A 19780-nucleotide genomic window follows, 5' to 3' on the forward strand; every position below is an offset into this window, starting at 1 on the left:
ATCAGTTCTTCGGATACCATTGATCAATCAAATCGGCAGACTGCTTCAGCTGTTGTTGCATAGCACCGCCGGACGATACCGTAGGCTTAATCAGAATAATCAGTTCTTTTTTCCGCTCTACTTTACTGATATTAGTAAACAACTTACCAAATAAAGGCACAGAACCAAGCACCGGTACTTTAGATTCGCTGTCACTGATTGTGGACTGCATTAAGCCACCTATCACCACAATTTCACCGTTACGGGCTTTGATAATAGTATCGGATTCACGAATATTGGTCTGAGCCGAAGGCAAGGTAAAAGCGCTGGTGCCACCTAAATTGATCGACTTGCTCAGCTCTGTGGTCTCAGATACAGAAGGATGCACGTGTAAAATCACGTCACCATCTACGTTAATCTGTGGAGTCACATCCAAAGCAATACCAGAGAAAAAGGGTTCCAGTTCAGGAATGGGTACATCTCTGGTGATACCTGTGCCAGTGCCTGTCGTGTCGGTCAGGTTAGAACTACTGCTGACACCAGTGACATAATATTCATCGGAGCCCACTTTAATCACAGCTTTTTGATTATTGATAGCAGTAACACGAGGGCTGGATAATACTTGCGCATTACCCTGAGTTTCCAGCAGGTTAATGACGCCACTAAAGTCATCCCCTTCAAAGCCTATACTGCCTAAACCGCCAATCTGAGCAGTAATATTATTGCCCAAAGTAAAGCTGTTATTGCTGAAGTTGATATCGGTAGAACCTATAGTGCCTGCAATTTGACTCCAGTTAATACCTTGCTGGTAATCATCATTTAAGGTCACTTCAATGATTTTGACTTCCAGTATCACCTGGCGCTGCAAACTTTCTTCGGTCTGACCTAAATAGGCTCGCACTGCTTCGATTTCCGCAGGCAACCCCCGAACAGTGACTAAACCTGCCTGCGGACTTACCACTACAGCTCTGTCCGGGCCCGAGCCCATCACACCTGTAATAGCTTCTTTTAAATCTTTCCAGAAATCGGTTTCGCTGGAGCTTTGCACCGAGCTGCCATTGCCTTGCCCACCCTGGCCGTTCTGACCATTCTGGCTGTTACCGTTTTGATTATTGCTGTTCTGGTTGTTGTTATTCTGGTTACCATTTTGGTTGTTGGAATTGCCGTTACTGTTGCCATTCTGGGACGAAGAAATACCACCAGCTGTTACAGAAATAGAAGAACTGCCTGAACGTTGCATCAACAAATAGTTCACTGGAATAGTTTCAGTGCGTAAACCACCGGGCATCACTTTGTAAATAGAACCTACTTGCTGGATATGGTAACCATACAACTGTTCAACAACGGAAAATGCTTCGTTTAAGGTCACTTGTTTTAAATCAAGCGTGATCTGACCCGATACGGCTGGATGAATAGCCACACTGTAATCTGTATCTGCCACTAAAGAAGTAAAGAAATCAGCAACATCTACATTCGCAGCAGCCACATTAAAACGAGGTTGCATCGACTGGCCTTGTTGCATAGGCGTGGCCAGTGCTAACAAATCCTGAGTCACACTGTCAGGTACGACAGGAGCTGCTGGTTTAGGTTGTTTTTGCGATTCAGCCAAAGCGGCTTGCGCCTGCTGTGGCACTTTAGTGTCCTGCAAGCCCTGGCAAGCAGCTAAACTCAGGCTGATGAAAGCTAATGTAAAATAGTTTTTCTTAAAATAATTCATTGAGTTTTCATCGCTTTAAACAGACTTAAGGTTAAACGTTCATTCGCTTGCTGCAGCACCACTTGTGAGCGGTTAATGCTCAGCACTGTATAGCCATCAATGTCATCACCTTGTTTCACTGACTGACCATTGATTAACGCCATATGTTGTCCCTGCACATTTTTGATCAGACCCAGCTTAAATTTAGCACTCAGGTCCACTGCTTCGGGATCTGCAGCCACATTTACAGGTACAGCCATTGCCATATCAGGTTTTGTTGGATCTGAAGCAGCAAGCACAGCAGCGCTCAGAACCAAACACAGGCTACAACTTAATATAACTTTCATTGTCACTCACAGTCAGTAAATGCAAAGTCAGCTCTGCATCAGGGTATTCAGTTACTTTATAGTCGATACTTTGCCAGCCCAGTGACCAGGACAAGGTATCAAGACGTTCCAGTACAGCCGCTAATGCAAAATAATTACCCGTTAACACCACCACTGTAGAGTGTTGATAAATAACGGCTTTATTATCAGTGCCTTGTTCAGAAAAAGTTAAAGGCACAGGCGGATTGGCGATCACTGATTTCATTTTTACATTATTGCTACTTTTTAGCACGTCTTGTAGTACAGACGCCATGCGCTCTGAACCAATAAAGTAGCTGGTCAGTTTAGAAATCTGTTGCTGTAGCTCTTGCTCCTTATGCTGCAAGCTCTCCAATTCAACTTTGTAATTGGCGTCAATATCAACCCCGGCTTGTTGCTGTAAGGCGGTTAGCGTATTGCTTTGCTGCTGCATCGTCATAGTAGCACTGGTGATTTGTTGATCTACTTTACGCAACTCTTCAAAAGCCGGCACTAAAAGCTGCAACATAAAAAGCCACAAAGACAACAACAGAGCGCCTATAAAAGCTGTGTACTTTTCCCGTTCTTTTAAAGCGCTGAAGCGCTCTGACATCTGCTGCCATGCACTCATGGTTGCGCCTCCGACGTAGTAGCGCCAGCTGCAGAAGAGGTCACTTTGAAGGCTAAAGCTTCAGTATTTTCCACTTGTTTGATTTCAAACTGAGAAAAGGTATGACCTTTAAAAAACGCTGTGCCGCTTAGCTGGTTCAACCATCTCGGTAATAACTCTGGCTCTGTAACATAACCACTAAACTGGCTGGAGCTGGCATTTAAGCTAAAACCACTCAACCAAAAACCCTGAGGGTCAATGCTGGCGAGATATTTAAATACAGGGGAATACTTTACTGAGGTTTTTAATTGTTCACCCTGCACAAATTGCAGTAGTTTTTGTTTTTGCGCGATGATCTGGTTCAGATCCGTACGCTGCTTTACCAAAGCAGGTGATGGCTGACGACTACCTAAAGTGGCCTGCAATTGGGTTAATTGTTGTTCCTGGGCTTTTACCTGCTGCTGCAATACCGCTAATTCAGCTTGTTTCGCTTGCGTTTGCATGTTCATAACCAGACCAGCAACCAGCAAGACAACACAAAGCCCAAGGGTACTGCTGACCAGTAACTTTAAACTGATTTTCTCTTTAACAGGCTGCAACGCCTGTACATAAAGGTTAACCCGAAGCTTCAAGGTTCACCTCCCGCTGCGCGCACAATGGCTCTATAGCACCAGCCAAGGCTAACCAATACAGGCTAAATTGCTCTGCTGACATTTGCACGCCTGCATCTTTGGCTGAGATAGCAAATACCTGAGAAAATCCATTTTGAATAAACAATTGCACTACACCAGTCTGATTCGAATTTGATAACAGCAGTGCAATTTCTTTGACTGGAGCTTGTTTCAGCTGGCCTTCGAAATAATCAATGGAACGCTGTAATTCCAGCAATAAATTATCAAACACACCTTGCTGCATTTCATCCAGACTGTATTGATCCAGTCGATTAAAACCACGCAGACGACGGGAGAAGCATAAATTGCCTTGCTGCAATATCTGCACAGCTAAATCCTGGCCACTCTGATGGGAGACCAACATTAACGCCTGATTTTTAGCGGGTAATAAGTTTCGTGCTAACCATTCTTCCGGCTGAATTCCCACCAACTGCAGCTTATTCTGTACAAATAAAGCCACAATGTCGGCCAACCAGCTTTTGGAACTGACGACCACATTCACTTTTACACCCTGTAATTGGTTTTGCAAAGGCAGATCCAGATAATCCAGCACCATGTCATCATCAGGCAAGGTCACTAAATCTTTGATAGTCCAGGGTAATGCTAATGAGATTTCATCGTCAGGTACTGCTGGTTTATCAATCAGCAACACCATATAACGTTCTGGCGGGATCACTAAAGTACACTGACAATCAGGAGGTAACTTTGCTGCTACGGTTTTAAAAGCAGCAGACAATTGCGCAGCAGAACCAAACTGCTCTACAAACATTTGCTCAACCCGCTGCTCTGTCGCAGATTGCTGAGTCACTACAACAACCTTTAAACTATTGGCAGACAGATGAATGCCGGCAAACATATGACCGTTTTTTTTAGTTAATTTTAATTGCGCCAATAGCTTTGTTAACATAAGGGCAAATACTACCTACTGTTCTTTCTTCATTCTTATGCTGCTAAATTAGCACAGAACGATAAAAATGATAAAAAATTTGTTCCAAATAGACGGCAAACAATGAAACTAACCTCTTATTTGCAGTGGAAAAAGCTGCAACACCCTGTTTTGACTGGCCATCAGACGGAACTTTGGCTGCGTTACGCTCCAAGTGACAACCCGGACATATCCGGAAACAAATTATTGAAACTAAAATACCAGTTGGAGCTGGCACTGCAACAAAAATATCAGGGCTTGTTAACTTTTGGTGGGGCCTTTTCCAATCATCTGGTCGCAACCGCCGCGGCGGCTGCCGAAAATAACCTCAAAAGCATAGGCATAGTACGGGGGGAAGACGCTGACTTAAATAATCCTACCCTGGCTTTATGTCAGTCTTATGGCATGCAATTAATTCGGGTCAGCAGAGCTGATTACCAAAGCCGCCATCTGCCAGAAACAATACAGCAGCTCAGTGCACAATTTCCAGCTTACCTACATATTCCTGAAGGGGGTACCTGTGAAGCCGCTGTGCGTGGTGTCAGTGAACTGGATATGTGTAATACACCCAATGGCCCAGCTTCTTTGCTGATTTGCGCTGTGGGCAGCGGCGGCACCATAGCAGGCCTTATTCATGGCGCTGAAAGCACAGCAGTGTTAGGCATTGCAGTGGTGAAAGATTTGAGTTTACCGGAGAAGATAAAACAATTTTTACCTCTAGACCGTAGCTGGCCAGAATGGCAGTTAATACAGGCACTACATCAGCCACGTTATGGACGCTTCGATCAAGAGCTGTGGCGGTTTTGTCAGTCTTTTGCTGATCAGGAAGTGTGGCTTGAACCTATCTATACAGGTAAAGCTTTGTACTCTGTATTTGAGCTGATTAAAAGCGGTGTCATTCCAAAAGGCAGCCGCCTGAGCTTTTTTCACACAGGCGGTCTACAGGCTCTGAAAGGACTGGCCTATCGTGGTCTGATTAATCCGATAACTGATTCTGAGCAATAAGACGAGCCAACGGCTGACTGAAGTAATAACCCTGAGCCCCTGTCACACCTAATTTTTTCAGGCATTGCCATTCAGGATCTTGCTCTACACCTGTGGCTATCACTTTAATGTCTTTGCCAACACAAGAAGCCAATAAGCCACGGATAAACAGCTGCTGCTCCAGTTGATGATCAATACCCCGCACTACAGCCGGATGAATTTTTAACATACGGATAGGCAGTTCATCAGTATAAGGCGTCGCATCCAGACTCAACCCGACATGATCGACGATCAATTCAAATCCCCACTGATGCAGTTGCAGCAATCTGGGTTTCAGGCTTTTGTAGTGTTTAATTAAATGGTGTTCATGAAATTCAAGCGCAAAATCAGTTGCCACTACAGCTTTACTGTCTACCTGCTGCTGCAACCAATGCCACCAGCTATCGTCAAGTAATGACTGGGTATTTAAATTCACACTACAACGACAATGTTCCAGCGCTTCGGTTTCACTCAGTTTGGCGACTTTAAGTAGTACATATTGATCAATGGCCCCCACCAAACCACAGTTAGCCGCCATAGGCAAAAATAACGCAGCAGCCAGCTTATCACCATCGCTGCTGGCCAACCGAACCAAGACCTCATGTTGTAATACATCATTGTCCTGCCAGGAAAATACAGGCTGAAAACTCAGTAAAAACCGCTGTTCCTTCAAGGCATTATGCAGCTCAGTCCGCCACCAGACAGAGCCTTTAATTTTAGGTTTTTGCGGATCATTAAAACCATAAGCCGCATTAGGTCCCTGCAACTGAGCGGTTTTTAATGCCATATCGGCTTCAGCCATCAGCTGATAAGAACTTTGTCCCTGCTGATACAACACAAAACCTATATGTACCAAATCAAAATCCTGACACTCGTCAAAAAAGTTAGCCTGACTCAATACCTGCGCCATTCGGTCGCCCAGTTGTTCAGCCTCTTTACCGGTGAAGCCAGGGATAAGTATCGCCAGATCGTTTTCAGCCAATCGGGCCATCACAGCATCAGGCCAGTTAGCCACCAACTCGACAATCAGTTCTACACAACCCCGCAGACGCTTGAGTTTAATCAGGTTGGACAAATTAGGTTCTGGATGCGACAACTGCACTAAAAATACCGCACCACTGGCCACTTCAGTGCTTTCTGTTAAATAATGATTTAAGCGGCTTTCAAAAAACACTCTGTTGCCTATCGCCAGCTCGTGATCCACCAGGCCCTGTACCCGCACCAATTGACGAATTTCACTATCGCGTTTTTGCCAGTTTTGCAGCTTTAACAAAACCCGCTGTAACTGAGTGGTAGGATTGGTTTCCTGATGGAATGGCAACTCCAGATGAGTGAGTAGCAATTGAGTTTGATGTTCGAGCTGCTGTAACTCCTGCCTGAATTGGTGCTGATAGGGCCGGATCCAAACTAGCCACGCCAGCCAAAGCACAAAAGGCAGATTCAATAACAGATAATCCAGAGCACTCCAGCTATGCACCAATTCAGGTGAGAGATGTAACACCGGATTAGAGCCATCCAAAGCGACAAAATCAGTTGCTATTGGTGGCGGGCTAGACAGCAGCTTTAACTGGCCCTGCTCACTGACCAGCCAGGACTGTTGCTGTAACGGCTGTAAAACCAACCATTGCTGCCACTGCTGCTGACGCTGCTGCAGTTGTAATTCACCAATACTATAAAAGCTGACATTGACCAGCAGTAACACCAGTACGCTAAGTAACTGCTGCCAATGACGTTTCTTTTGCACTATCTGGCTTAACCACATTACAACTCCTTTTGCCTCAAACAACGAATACATTAAGTGTGAGCTAAGTTTCAGCGCTATGCCGAGTTTTTTGTTGTGCTTTCCCCCTCTTGTTACGGCCAGACAAAATGACAGTGACTTTGGTATAGTAAAGCCAGAATCATTAGAAAAAATAACAGGACAGACGAATGGAATGGCAAGTTGCAGGCTTTAGCCAGCTGGATTCATACACTGTATATGCCATGCTGCAGTTAAGAGTCGATGTATTTGTGGTTGAACAAAACTGCCCTTACCCGGAACTGGATAACAAAGATTTGCACCCGCAAACCCGGCATATATTACTTAAAAAAGGCGACAAGATTTTAGCTTATGCCCGGGTATTAGCGCCTGGTGTCAGTTATGAAAACAGCCCGGCTTTAGGCCGCATTTGTGTGTCACAAACTGCCCGTCGTCTGGCTTTGGGCCGAGGTTTAATGGATAAAGCTCTGGATGTCGCCAGTAGCTGCTGGCCTGATCTGGAGATCCGTATTTCAGCTCAGTGTTACCTGCAACGTTTTTACGAGTCTTTTGGTTTTATTGCTTGCAGCGAACCTTATCTGGAGGATGATATTCCTCATCTGGAAATGGCTCGCCCGGTAACGCCTTTAGGTGCGGAAACCGTATAACTGATCTGTTCCATTGATCAGCTATATCTGCGGCTTAGCACTCAGGCGCTTGTGCCGTATAACTGTTCTGCACGGTTAAACAATACCCCAAGAATGGCCAGAATATATTTATCATGGGTTCAGGCCGTTAAGCACTAGTGCCGTATAACTGTTCTGCACTATTAAACAATACCCCAAGAATGGCCAGAATATATTTATCGTGAGTTCAGGCAATTACGCACTAGTGCCGTATAGCTGTTCTGCACGATTAAACAATACCCAGCTGGTTAGAATATATTTATCGTCTGACACTGGCACACAACCTCTGTGGGTGTGAGTAAAGTAAGCCGGAGCTATCACCATACGTCCGGCTTTGGGCTGAATCGCTTTATTCTGGTAATAAAACTCTGTCTGGCCACCTTCAGCAACATCATTTAAATAAAACATAAACAACAAAGTGCGATGCAAAGGTTCATTGTTGGGGAGCTGTGGGTATACCTCTGAGTGCCAGTAGCCATAGTTGCCTTTACCTTGCTGGTATTTTTGCATCTGAATAGGGCCGAGCCGGTATAAAGTACGCATAAAGTTGTCAGCCTGAGGAGCTCCCAGTTGCTGATAATTTTCAGCTGTCACTGTCACCATACGCTGCTCTGATGGGTGAGCTACGGTCATGCTGACAGGGCCAATCAGCGCAAAATGGTACTTCTTAAAATACTGCGCCACATAACTGGTGGTGTACTTAATAATCTCACTCAGAGCAGGGTGATAGTCCTGGTACTGATTTAAATACAAGTCAGTGCTTAATTTTTTACTGGTATCGACACCACCGCCAGTGCGCCCTGCTGTCGTATGAGGGCTCTGCTCAAATAGCTTGATCAGTTGCTGACAAAACTCCGCCGGTAATACATCATCGTAAACTTCAATAAAATCATTCATAGTTTTTAGGTTATTGTTATGTTTAAAGAAATTATTCAGCCTCGCTTTAACGAGACAGACGCTCTGGGTCATATCAACAATACAGTGCTGACGCAGTGGTTTGAAGGGGCAAGAGATCCTATTTTCAAATTATTTACACCTGATCTCGATACCAGACAGTGGCGATTAATACTCGCCAGTATCAGTGTGCAGTTTAAAGCAGAGCTGTTTTATGGCGTACCGGTTGAATTACGTACCGGGATCAGCATGGTTGGTAACAGTTCGTTTGAAGTGCATCAAGAGGCATGGCAAAAGGATCAGTGCTGCGCTTTGGGTAAAGCCGTACTGGTGCAATACGATTTTGCGGCTAAACAGAAAATGCTGTTGAGCGCAGAACAAAAAGCAGCGTTAAACGAACACTTAGCCAGCTAATTCGGGCTTTGGTCGCGTGCCGCTGGTAATTTCAGTAAGCTCTGATTAGTTTGAGTGCTCCTGTATTCCAGAGGCACAACCATAATGAAAAAAATCTTACTCTGCAGCTTTATAGCGTTATCTCCTCAACTGATGGCGTATGACCGTATTACTGGCGCTGATTTTGCCAGCCGCTCCGAAGTGATAGCTCCTCATGCAATGGCGGCTACCAGCCAGCCATTAGCCACTCAAATTGCTTTGGATATTATGAAACAAGGTGGCACAGCGGTAGATGCCGCTATTGCTGCCAATGCGGCTTTAGGTTTAATGGAACCCACAGGCAACGGCATAGGCGGTGATTTGTACGCCATTATCTGGGACGGCAAAACCAATAAAATTTATGGCTTAAATGCCTCAGGTCGTTCACCTAAAGGTTTAAGTCATAAACAACTGGCTAAAGAGCTGAAGAAGCTTGGCCGTGAAGATTTGCCTCCTTATGGCATGCTCCCGATCAGCGTACCTGGCGCAGTAGATGGCTGGTTTGAGATGCATCAGAAGTTTGGCAAATTGCCTATGACACAAATTCTGCAACCTGCTATCACTTATGCCGAACAAGGTTTTCCAGTCAGCGAGCTGATCGCTTATTACTGGGACAGATCAGTGCCACGCTTAAAAGACCAGCCGGGTGATTTTGTTGGTACTTTTACCATTAACGGTAAAGCTCCGGCAAAAGGCGAGATGTTTAAAAACCCTGACTTAGCTGCCACTTATAAAGCCATAGCCACGGGCGGTCGCGATGCCTTTTACAAAGGCGACATCGCCAAAAGTATCGATGGTTTTATGAAAGCAAATGGCGGTTATCTGCGTTATGAAGATTTCGCCAGCCACAAATCGGATTGGGTAGAACCTGTATCCGTGAATTACCGTGGTTATGATGTCTGGGAATTACCGCCTAATGGTCAGGGCATAGCGGCGCTACAGATGCTGCAAATTCTGAAAAACTTCGACTTAAAAGCCATGGGCTACAACAGTGTCGAAAGTATTCATACTTTAGTGGAAGCGAAAAAACTGGCTTTTGAGGATAGAGCCAAGTTTTATGCCGATACCGACTTTAACAAGTTACCGATCAAAGGACTGATTTCTGAAGCCTATGGTAAAGAGCGAGCTAAGCTGATTGGCGCTAATGCTGCCCAGCGTGTTGATGCAGGTAATCCGGCCGCCTATGAAGGCGACACCATTTATATGACCACAGCCGACAAAGACGGCACTATGGTTTCACTGATCCAAAGTAACTATCGTGGTATGGGTTCAGGTGTGGTAGCTCCAGGCACTGGTTTTGGTTTCCAGGACAGAGGCCAGATGTTTTCTATGGACCAAAAACACGCCAATGCTTATGAGCCGGGTAAACGTCCTTTCCAGACTATTATTCCAGCCTTTATCAGTAAAGATGGCAAACCTCTGACCAGCTTTGGTGTGATGGGTGGCGCTATGCAACCTCAGGGTCATGTGCAAATCGTCGTTAATATGGTGGATTACGGCATGAACCTGCAGGAAGCAGGTGACGCAGCGCGCTGGCAACATTTGGGCAGCACTGAGCCTACCGACTCGCAGACTGCTTATTTAACCAATGGCGGTTATGTTCAGTTGGAAAAAGGTGTGCCTTATGAAACAGCTCGTGAGCTGATGAAAAAAGGCCATGATGTGCGTTACGCTTTGGGTGAATACGGTGGTTACCAGGCCATTATGAAAGACCCGAAAACCGGCGTTTATTATGGCGCTTCAGAATCCCGTAAAGACGGTCAGGCTGCTGGGTATTAGCTTTTTAAATTGGGGTCAGCGGTATCATAAGACGGGCGGGTACAAGACCCGCCCCTACGTTGCTGCCTCGTTGCAACTCCAATTTTACTTCAACAACAGCTTTAGTATGTCTTCCCGCTGTTCAGGGCTTAACTGTTGCACTTCTGTACCTTCAGCTCGTATTTGTTTTAGCTGATCGCCTAGCAGGATATCGCGGCCTTGTTCGTGGTGTTTAATCACCAATAACTTCTGCACAAAAATCGTATCCGGATGGGTGGAGTTCAGGTAGTTGGCGGGCATAAAGTCGACCCACTCGCTGGCATAAGGCTCAAAACCAAACTGACTTAACCACTGGCCATCCACCAACGCCTGTACCACATAAGCACCACTTTGCTCTGTGGTTAAACGGAACTGATCAAAGTCCTGCTGCTGCACTTGTTCTAACGAAGACAAAGCGATAGGGGCACGAATACCGTAGCTGCCAAAACCTAAATCACAGATCCACTGGTCACCATCAGCTTCAACCAGCAACACCATATGAGTTTTAGGCCGGCGCACCGGATAAAACATAGGGCGACAGGCAACAAATTTGTAGCTAAAACCTAAAGCCTGTAAGGCCATCGCAAAGAGGCCGTTGACCTCATAACAATAACCACCACGGCCCTGACCTACTATTTTTTCGACTATCTGCTCTGGTACTAAAGAGACAATTTTACCTGCCTGTACATCCAGGTTTTCAAAGGCAACGCTAAAGAGCTGAGCTCGCATCAGCTTTGTTAAGGTTTCAGCACTCTGTTCTAAAGACCCTGTATAACCAATACGTTTCAGGTAAGACTCTAACTGGAAATTTTCTGCGTACATAAAGCTTTGACCTGCGTAATTAATGAGTGGATGAACCGGCTTTGTCCTGCACTAAAATCCAGGGGGAAATCACCACGGCCCATAGTTCTGCTTTTTGCTCAACCCAAAGCACAGCTTGCGTATCGTCCACTCTGTCGACTAAACCTGCCTGTAACCAGTTCTGCACTGCAGTTTTATCATCCTGACTAAAAGCAAAAGCCACATCCACTAAATCCAGTTCAGCGGAGACCTGAACCACAGAACCTGCTGCATAAAATTTTTGCAGCTCCAGCCAGTTGATACGGGCTGTTTCGCTGATGATTTTGGCTTTCAGTACATCGGGTTCTACTTCAAAATTTTCGTGCATCAATTGATCTCTCGGGGTCAGATCACATTGTTCGCTGTTAACAATGTGCTCTGACCCCATTTTCAGTTATTCCAATTCGTCGCTTTGCTCGGATACCTGAGCTGCGCTGAGTTCATGTTTTTTCAGTAGTTTATGAAAGTCTGTTCTGTTACGCCCGGCAAGTTCTGCAGCCCGGGTGACGCTGCCTTCGGCCATTTTTAACACCCGGATCAAATACTGCCGTTCAAACTGATCACGGGCTTCGCTTAAGGTCGGCCAGAAACTACGATTTTGTGATAAAGCCTGCTCGACTAAAGCCACGCTCAGCACGGGGCTTTGAGTTAAAGCCACACATTGCTCAACCACGTTAACCAATTGGCGCACATTACCAGGCCATTGGGCTGTCACCAGCGCCTGCATCGCATCTTCGGAAAAGCGGTTGACCTGTACGCCATGACGCTCTGCATTTTGTTGCAGTACATGACGAGCTAACAATGGAATGTCTTCAGCCCGTTCTCTTAAGGTCGGCAACTGCAAATTCACCACATTTAAGCGGTAATACAAATCTTCGCGGAAGCTCTGTTCTTGCATCGCCTGTTTTAAATCACGGTGCGTTGCCGACAATACCCGCACATCTATGGCAATAGTTTTAGTACTACCCACAGGGCGGATTTGCCGCTCCTGCAAAGCCCGCAATAACTTCACCTGCAATGGCATCGGCATATCACCAATTTCGTCGAGGAACAGAGTGCCGCCGTCGGCTTCGCGGAATAAACCTAAGTGTTCAGTCACTGCGCCGGTAAAAGCCCCTTTAGTGTGACCAAAAAGCTCTGATTCCAGTAAATGTTCAGGTAAAGCGCCGCAGTTAATAGCGACAAAATGGCCTTTAGCCCGTGGACTGGCTTTATGAATAGCTTTAGCCAGCATTTCTTTACCTGTACCGCTGGCACCAGTGATTAATACGCTGACATCCCGCTGCGCTACTCTGTACGCCTGATCCAGCACCTGCTCCATCACTTTGCTGCGGGTAATAATATCAGTGCGCCATTCATCTTTACTTGGCACATGAGACTGGTGTACTGCCTGAGCTAAAATATCGCGTAAGTCGTTATTGTTCAGAGGCTTAGTTAAAAAACCAAAGACACCACGCTGAGTGGCAGCTACAGCTTCAGGAATAGAGCCATGAGCTGTCATCAACACCACAGGCAAACCAGCATGGCGCTTAGCGATTTCATCAAACAAAGCCATGCCGTCTAAACCCGGCATACGCAAATCACTCAGCACTACATCAACTTTATTTTTACCCAGCAGCACTAAAGCAGTTTCAGCGCAATCTGCACTGATCACCTGATAACCTTCGCCTTCCAAACGTAACGTCAGTAAACGTAATAAGCTGGGATCATCATCCACCAGCAATAACCGGGCGCCATTGCTCATGATTAATTTCCTGTCTGGTTTAACTTGGCTTCAATTTGGGTCAGCGCATCAATTTTCTTCTGCAAATCTTTGCTTTGCCGGCGCAGTCTGTCCAGTTGTTCTTGCTGCTGTGCATTTAAACGCGATAAGGCAGTGACCGCAGATTCACTTTCCAGCAACTTCTGGTTATAGGCTAAATCCCAGCGTAATAAATCGGCTAAGCCTTTAGGTAAGGTGGTCAGTTTGTCATTTAACTGAGTCTGAGCAGCAAAGCGCACCGCATAAGGGCTCTCAGGATGCAGCTTAATTAATAAGGTTTGTAAGGTGGTGACAGGGTTAGTTCTGAAGCTTCGTAATAATAAATCCCGCTCCGCCACAGGCATCAGCAACAACTGGGCGCGGAAATCCCGCCAGGCTTGTAAGGTTAAAGCATCGTCAGCTATGGCCAATTCAGCTTTGACAGGTTTAGGAGGTTCCACCAGCTGGGTTTGTGCAGGTTCCACTTTTGGTAAAGTTTTATTCACCACAGGCACTACAGGTTTTACACCCTGACAGGCTGTTAACGCCAAACAAAGGCCAAGACTTAACCAAACTTTCATACCGCATCCTCAACTAAAGGTAAACGCACCTGAATACACACATCGGCGTAACTGACATCGATAATTTCTGCCAGACCACCTAATAAACGGGCGCAGTCGGCGACAATAGATAAACCTAAACCTGAACCTTGCACAGCGTCAAAACGAGGGGCTTTGCCGCGCTGGAAGGGTTCAAACAATTTAGCCCGCAACTCAGCAGGAATAGGGGTGCCGTTATTTGCCACGTCTAACAGCATAAATTTATCATGCAGGCGTAAATTGACCCAGACATTACTGCCCTCAGCCCCATAAGCCTGTGCGTTGTTAATCAGGTTATCCAGAATACGCCGGAATAACATGGAGTCGGTGTAGATACGCGGCAACTGACAGTCCAGCACAATTTTTTGCTCACGTTGCTGCAAGGATAACGCATGGTCATTAAAGCAGTTTTGCAATAAGGTTTCACTGTCGTGCCAGCCAAACTCGGGTTTGGCTTGTTGCAATAACTTGTTGTAATCCAGCAGCTGTTCCGTCAGCACACTTAAACGGTCTGCGCTGCCATTAAGCAAACTGACCACTTCCATTTGCTGCGGATTTAAAGGCCCAACCAACTGTTCGCTTAGCAGAGCACAGCCTTCACGGATACTGGATAAGGGTGTTTTTAATTCATGCGATGCATGGCGCAATAAAATCAGTCGCAAGGCTTCCAGTTGCTGCAAACGTGATGCCAGCCAGCGTAACTGCTCACCCAGTTCAGTCAGTTCACGTGGACCATCTACTTTGTCATGTGGGAAATGGTGACTGGCCTGGCCTATAGAACGGATCATGGTATCCAGCATTTTCACCGGCGCGGTAATACGGGCTGAGGCCCACAGTACCATCAATAAGGTCAGTACCACTAAAGCCACGGTTTGCCAGGCAAGGTGACTTTGTGCTTCTTCGGCATAGACTTGCTGCTGCTGTAATCGTTGTTCCAGCAAAGCCCAGATCACTTGAGTGAGTTGCACCTGCTGCTGGCGGATTTTTTGCAGAATAGGACTCAGCTCTTCATTACTTTCATGCAGGTAGCTGGCAAACAACAACTCCAGTTGCTTTTGCTGCTGCGCACACAGCACTGGCTGGCCCAGATTCAGACAAACAGAACCCAGGTTCTGTTGGTAGTTATTGAGGTGAGTGGCTGCCAGTTGCGACAAGGCATCGGTTTTCAAAATGCTGAACTGCAATACGGAACGTTCAATGTCATTCACCAGCTTTTGCATATTTTCAGCACGGCGCACATTAGCAACCGAGCTCTCAGCTTCAGCTATGGCATAACGGCTGACATCAGATAAAGCACTATGACTTTGCCACAACAAAACCCCAAGTGGGATTAGCGCCATAAAAAAGCTGAGTAAAACAAACTGCCGCAAGGAAGCAGGCTGAACAGGCATTCGCATCAGGACAGGGTTCCACGAAAAATCAGGCGCTTATCATAACGGATTTAAACAGGGAGGTAAAAAAATCGTCTGGAACGATTTTTAACAATGCGAAGCGTTGGCCCCTTGGGGGTAAGCGCCATGGATGGCTGCGCATAAAAAATCGTCTGGAACGATTTTTAACAACGCGAAGCGTTGGCCCTTTGGGGTGCTCTGCAGGATTGCAGAGCATAAAAAAAGCCAGTCAGAGACTGGCTTTTCATCTATTCACAGCAACTAATTAGTTAGTAGCTTGTTCCATCGCAACTGCAGTGCGTGCTTTACGTACTTTAGCAGCAGTGCGGGCATAAGCATCAGCAGCTTGAACACGCTCTAACTCTAAAACTGCATTGCCGTTTAAATCAATTTTGCGCATGTAGGTTACGAATACAAAAGCGTTAACCATGAAGAATGCGATAGCTGCGATTAAAAATAAGTCCATAATTCACCCCGTCTTTACTACTGTTCATTTCAGCGTTTTGCTGAGCCTGCCGGTAAATTAGGTAAGAGTAACAACATCGTACCTCTTACCTAATTTACCGTTACGAACTAATAAATGCAGAGTCCGTGCCAAGTTTTAAAATTAATTTTTAAACGTTAAATATCAATGACTTAAAATAAATTAATTTCATTTTTGGCTGAAACTGAACAGAAACTCCAAAAGATCTGTCGCTAATTAGCAACAGCAAAATAGAGCTTAAAATAATACTTATATATTTCAATAACTTAGCATGTATGCTTTTTGCGACACTTTTGTCAGGATTCATTAAGAAGATATAATTTAATTAAATTTCAATAACTTACAACAAATCAAAAATGTAGATTCTAGAGTAAAAACGGGGTAAATACGCGGAGTGTCTGATTCGGCTCAGAGTAAAATCAAATTTGGGATTTAATTTTACTCTGAGCCGAAATAAGCAGGTTAGTTAATAAAGCCGTATTTTTGCGCGACTTTATCGAAGTACTCTAAACATTGCTTAGCGTACTGGCGCTTTTCTACATAGCTGCCCGGAAAAAAGCTTTTCTTAAAGCCGTAGGCCACCATATCTTTTAAACGCTTCAGCGGAATATCAAAGTTATCCAAAGCCAGTTTGTATTCGCGGCTGACTGTCGTGTTCGACACCAGCCGGTTGTCGGTGCAGATCACAGTGACAATACGGTGATCCAGCATATCGCCCAGTTTATGCGCTTTAATGTCGCTGATGCCCGGATTGGTTTGCAGATTACTGGTTAAACAGACTTCAATAGCAATACGTTTGTCGGCTATATAAGAGGCCAGCTCACGAATATACTTTTGTTTGTCTTTAATCGAAGGGTCCTGGATCATCTCCGGCACAAACAACGAATAGCCGTGGCCTATACGGTCGGCATAACATTCGGTAATGGCCTCAAACACACTTTCAGCGCCATAAGCTTCACCGGCATGTAAGGTTTTCAGTAAAAAGTGCTGATGAGCAAACTCATAAACTTCTTTAAATTTGCTGGCCGGATAACCAGACTCCTGCCCTGCTAAATCCAAAGCCACTATCGGAATACCAGCTTCATCCCGCAGCCGCACACTGGCACGCACTAATTCCATCGCGGCCAGCTTAATGACTTCAATAGGACTAAAATCCCGCATCAGCTGGAATAAGTTGGTGTAATAAGGTGAAAAACCTTTGTCGCCAAACATCCGCATGGCACAGTTGATAATGCCGTAGGCAAAAGGCGGTTTGTCGCCGTTCAGAACCACAGCTTGGCTATTGTATTCCTGCTGAGCTCTTTTCAGACCATTGTTGACCGCATGCATCACCCGGTCAAAATCTATGCCTGTTGGCAGGTCGATTAATAACTGAGGCGCAAAACGTACTTCGATGTAATTTACGCCTTCAAGCTGGTTGTCGATGGCAAGCTCATAAGCAGCGCGTTCCAGATTATCCATATCACGAAGCACAGCACAGGTGTATTGGAAACAATGCAGGTATTCGCCCAGATTCTGGTAGCTGTCTTTAAACACCAGCTCTTTTAAACCTTCCACCGTCTGACTCGGCAGTTTCACACCGGCTTTAGCAGCCATCTCAATCAGGCTGTCTAAACGTAAGCTGCCATCTAAGTGCAAATGCAGATCGGATTTTGGCATTTCTTTAATGAAATCAAGAGAGTAAAAATGCATAACAGAATAAACCTGCAAAATAAGCAAAGTGTTTTAGTTATAGCAGTTAAGTAGCAGAACAGGAATTTAAAAGGGAATGTATAAGGAGTAACAGAAGATAAATGGTGCCCGGGGCCGGACTTGAACCGGCACGCCCTTTCGAGCGAGGGATTTTAAATCCCTTGTGTCTACCGATTTCACCACCCGGGCATGAGCAGAGCGTGTTTGATAACACTGGCAGAACGGGGCGCATTTTATGCTGAATAACAGGCATTCGTCATGTGTTTTTCATAAAAAAACTGAAAAAACGCATCAACCGCCTATTTTTTCAACAAAAACAACTCTATTTCGCTGCCTTTGCTGCAAAAAACATCAGGCAGATGACTAAACACAAACAAAAATACTTAGATATTTAGCCGTCTATACTGTTGCAAAGCCAAAAGTGCCGTGATATTACTAATAGCAGTTGTATAAATTAAACCCAATGAAGACCCAGACAACAATGAATTTAAACCAGCGTTTCGCTAACCTGCTCACTCTCCTCGTGCTCCTCAACAGGCCACGGGGCTTTGTGCATTGGTAAAACGACTGTACCAGTAAACCAAAAACCCCGTGCCACAGGCCGGGGTTTTTTGTTTTAACCAAGGCCACCAAAACGGGTTTTAATCAATTAATGAGGAAAATGTGATGAGTGGTCAGGACAAAATCTGGATTTTTGATACCACCTTAAGAGACGGCGAACAGGCGTTGCGTGCCAGTTTAAGCCATAAGCAAAAAATTCAGCTGGCTCATGCTATTGCCCGCTTAAATGTTGATGTGATGGAAGTGGGTTTTCCTGTGTCATCACCTGGTGACTTTGAGTCTGTACAAAGCATAGCCACACAGGTCAAAGGGCCTATTATTTGTGGTTTAGCCCGTGCTGTCAGCGCTGATATTGAAGCGTGCGGTCAAGCCTTGGCTAATGCAGAACGTCGTCGAATCCACACCTTTATCGCAACTTCTCCTTTGCATTTGCAGTACAAATTACGCCGTACTTTAGAACAAGCCACTGAACAGGCGGTTGCGGCTATTCAACTGGCGCGTCGTTATACCGACGATGTTGAGTTCTCCTGTGAAGATGCAGGCCGCACTCCTATTGATGATTTATGCCGTATTGTCGAAGCCGCTATTAAGGCTGGCGCCCGCACTATTAATATTCCGGACACTGTGGGCTACACCATTCCGAATGAATTTGCCCGCATCATTACTGACCTGCGTAATAAAGTGCCGAATATTGATCAGGCCATTTTAAGTGTGCACTGCCATAACGATTTAGGTTTGGCTGTGGCGAATAGCATCACAGCAGTTCAGGCTGGTGCGCGTCAGATTGAATGTACGGTCAACGGTATTGGCGAACGCGCCGGTAACTGTTCATTAGAAGAAGTGGCGATGATTATCAAAACCCGCCCGGACATTCTGCCGTTTTACACTGACATTAAAAGCACTGAAATTTATCGCAGCAGCCATTTGGTCAGCCAGATTTGTCATATGCCGATTCAGCCGAATAAGGCGATTGTTGGTGAAAACGCTTTTGCCCACTCCTCAGGTATTCACCAGGATGGTGTATTAAAGGCACAAAACACCTACGAAATCATGTCTCCTGAGCAAGTCGGTATTCGTCAGAACGAATTAAACCTGACCTCCCGCTCTGGCCGCGCTGTGATCCAACACCGTTTAAGCGAAATGGGTTACACCAATGAAGATTACAACTTAGACGAGATCTACAAAGCTTTTGTCACTTTAGCCGACCAAAAAGGCCGTGTTTTTGATTACGACTTAGAAGCGCTGGTGTTTTTCCAGAACTTACAGGATACCAACGAACCCTACAAACTGGAGTTTTTAAGCTCTTCCACTCATACCGGCCATGTCGCCAGCGCCACTGTAGGCATCAGCATTAATGGCGAAACCCATACCGAAGCAGCCACAGGCAATGGCCCGGTAGAGGCTTCATTCCAGGCCATTCAGCGGATTGTTGGCACTGACGTCAAGATGGTCGACTTTAACTTACAGGCTAAAGGCAGTGGTGAAGATGCTTTGGGCCAGGTAGATATTATTGCCGAACATCAGGGCCGCCGTTATCACGGTGCAGGCTTAGCCACTGACATAGTGCGCTCTTCAGTGTTGGCTTATGTGCACGTATTAAATTTAATTGAACGCAGCAAACAGGTAGACGCCGCCAAGCAGGCTCGCCGTTTATCTGAATCACAGACAGAGAAGTAA

19 protein-coding genes and 1 tRNA gene are annotated in these 19780 nt (G+C 45.6%); 5 read left to right on the top strand and 15 right to left on the bottom strand.

Annotation, left to right across the window (positions count from 1 at the left end; genetic code table 11):
- Position 1: 1 nt before the first annotated feature.
- Genes mshL through OM978_RS19040 form a run of 5 tightly spaced genes read right to left on the bottom strand, consistent with a single transcriptional unit; the run spans position 2 to position 4207 of the window.
- Positions 2 to 1696, bottom strand: coding sequence for a pilus (MSHA type) biogenesis protein MshL (gene mshL / locus OM978_RS19020; RefSeq protein WP_264343914.1), 1695 nt, complete (start codon positions 1694 to 1696; stop codon positions 2 to 4).
- Positions 1693 to 2022 (bottom strand): hypothetical protein, encoded by a 330-nt coding sequence (locus OM978_RS19025; protein WP_264343916.1) that lies wholly within the window; start codon positions 2020 to 2022, stop codon positions 1693 to 1695. Before OM978_RS19025 ends, mshL begins: the two co-directional genes overlap by 4 nt.
- Complete coding sequence (locus OM978_RS19030) at positions 2000 to 2650, bottom strand: hypothetical protein (RefSeq protein WP_264343918.1); 651 nt, start codon at positions 2648 to 2650, stop codon at positions 2000 to 2002. The genes OM978_RS19025 and OM978_RS19030 overlap by 23 nt, the downstream gene beginning before the upstream one ends.
- Positions 2647 to 3261, bottom strand: coding sequence for a PilN domain-containing protein (locus OM978_RS19035; protein ID WP_264343920.1), 615 nt, complete (start codon positions 3259 to 3261; stop codon positions 2647 to 2649). The genes OM978_RS19030 and OM978_RS19035 overlap by 4 nt, the downstream gene beginning before the upstream one ends.
- Positions 3245 to 4207: a hypothetical protein gene (locus OM978_RS19040; RefSeq protein WP_264343921.1), complete on the bottom strand. Its 963-nt coding sequence runs from the start codon at positions 4205 to 4207 to the stop codon at positions 3245 to 3247. Before OM978_RS19040 ends, OM978_RS19035 begins: the two co-directional genes overlap by 17 nt.
- A 102-nt stretch (positions 4208 to 4309) precedes the next feature.
- Here OM978_RS19040 and OM978_RS19045 point away from each other — a divergent pair, with 102 nt between their 5' ends.
- A complete protein-coding gene (locus OM978_RS19045) occupies positions 4310 to 5230 on the top strand; it encodes a 1-aminocyclopropane-1-carboxylate deaminase/D-cysteine desulfhydrase (RefSeq protein ID WP_264343922.1) in 921 nt (306 codons plus the stop codon).
- Here the strand turns inward: OM978_RS19045 and OM978_RS19050 are convergent.
- Positions 5202 to 7010, bottom strand: coding sequence for an EAL domain-containing protein (locus OM978_RS19050; RefSeq protein WP_264343923.1), 1809 nt, complete (start codon positions 7008 to 7010; stop codon positions 5202 to 5204). The genes OM978_RS19045 and OM978_RS19050 overlap by 29 nt on opposite strands.
- 167 nt (positions 7011 to 7177) lie before the next feature.
- Between OM978_RS19050 and OM978_RS19055 the strand changes: the two genes are divergently transcribed.
- The gene (locus OM978_RS19055) at positions 7178 to 7654 is read left to right on the top strand and encodes a GNAT family N-acetyltransferase (RefSeq protein ID WP_233009257.1); all 477 of its coding nucleotides are present in this window, start codon (positions 7178 to 7180) and stop codon (positions 7652 to 7654) included.
- Positions 7655 to 7867: 213 nt separating this feature from the next.
- On the opposite strand, the gene OM978_RS19060 is transcribed toward OM978_RS19055, so the two are convergent.
- Positions 7868 to 8569 carry a 2OG-Fe(II) oxygenase gene (locus tag OM978_RS19060; RefSeq protein ID WP_264343925.1) on the bottom strand — a complete coding sequence of 234 codons (702 nt, stop codon included), beginning with the start codon at positions 8567 to 8569 and terminating at the stop codon, positions 7868 to 7870.
- Positions 8570 to 8587: 18 nt separating this feature from the next.
- Between OM978_RS19060 and OM978_RS19065 the strand changes: the two genes are divergently transcribed.
- Both OM978_RS19065 and ggt read left to right on the top strand, forming a co-directional pair.
- The gene (locus tag OM978_RS19065; RefSeq protein ID WP_264343927.1) at positions 8588 to 8980 is read left to right on the top strand and encodes an acyl-CoA thioesterase; all 393 of its coding nucleotides are present in this window, start codon (positions 8588 to 8590) and stop codon (positions 8978 to 8980) included.
- An 84-nt stretch (positions 8981 to 9064) separates the two neighbouring features.
- On the top strand, positions 9065 to 10777 hold the full coding sequence (gene ggt, locus OM978_RS19070; protein WP_264343929.1) for a gamma-glutamyltransferase: 1713 nt from the start codon (positions 9065 to 9067) through the stop codon (positions 10775 to 10777).
- Positions 10778 to 10861: 84 nt separating this feature from the next.
- On the opposite strand, the gene OM978_RS19075 is transcribed toward ggt, so the two are convergent.
- From OM978_RS19075 to OM978_RS19110, 8 genes are all read right to left on the bottom strand, one after another.
- Positions 10862 to 11617 (bottom strand): arylamine N-acetyltransferase family protein, encoded by a 756-nt coding sequence (locus OM978_RS19075; RefSeq protein ID WP_264343930.1) that lies wholly within the window; start codon positions 11615 to 11617, stop codon positions 10862 to 10864.
- A gap of 19 nt (positions 11618 to 11636) precedes the next feature.
- Positions 11637 to 11963: a DUF2288 domain-containing protein gene (locus OM978_RS19080; protein ID WP_264343931.1), complete on the bottom strand. Its 327-nt coding sequence runs from the start codon at positions 11961 to 11963 to the stop codon at positions 11637 to 11639.
- Positions 11964 to 12029: 66 nt separating this feature from the next.
- Positions 12030 to 13379: a sigma 54-interacting transcriptional regulator gene (locus OM978_RS19085; RefSeq protein WP_264343933.1), complete on the bottom strand. Its 1350-nt coding sequence runs from the start codon at positions 13377 to 13379 to the stop codon at positions 12030 to 12032.
- 2 nt (positions 13380 to 13381) lie between these two features.
- Positions 13382 to 13957, bottom strand: a complete 576-nt coding sequence (locus OM978_RS19090) for a YtzC family protein (protein ID WP_264343934.1) — start codon at positions 13955 to 13957, stop codon at positions 13382 to 13384.
- On the bottom strand, positions 13954 to 15372 hold the full coding sequence (locus tag OM978_RS19095; protein ID WP_264343935.1) for a sensor histidine kinase: 1419 nt from the start codon (positions 15370 to 15372) through the stop codon (positions 13954 to 13956). The genes OM978_RS19090 and OM978_RS19095 overlap by 4 nt, the downstream gene beginning before the upstream one ends.
- Positions 15373 to 15631: 259 nt before the next feature.
- Positions 15632 to 15832, bottom strand: coding sequence for a hypothetical protein (locus tag OM978_RS19100; protein ID WP_264343937.1), 201 nt, complete (start codon positions 15830 to 15832; stop codon positions 15632 to 15634).
- Positions 15833 to 16312: 480 nt separating this feature from the next.
- On the bottom strand, positions 16313 to 17542 hold the full coding sequence (locus tag OM978_RS19105) for an adenosine deaminase family protein (protein WP_233009247.1): 1230 nt from the start codon (positions 17540 to 17542) through the stop codon (positions 16313 to 16315).
- Positions 17543 to 17644: 102 nt separating this feature from the next.
- A tRNA-Leu gene (locus OM978_RS19110) sits at positions 17645 to 17731 on the bottom strand.
- 477 nt (positions 17732 to 18208) lie between these two features.
- Between OM978_RS19110 and leuA the strand changes: the two genes are divergently transcribed.
- Complete coding sequence (gene leuA / locus OM978_RS19115) at positions 18209 to 19780, top strand: 2-isopropylmalate synthase (protein ID WP_264343938.1); 1572 nt, start codon at positions 18209 to 18211, stop codon at positions 19778 to 19780.

Origin of the sequence: Rheinheimera sp. MM224 (assembly GCF_947090785.1) — a bacterium.
In the GTDB taxonomy this organism is placed as follows: Bacteria; Pseudomonadota; Gammaproteobacteria; order Enterobacterales; family Alteromonadaceae; genus Pararheinheimera.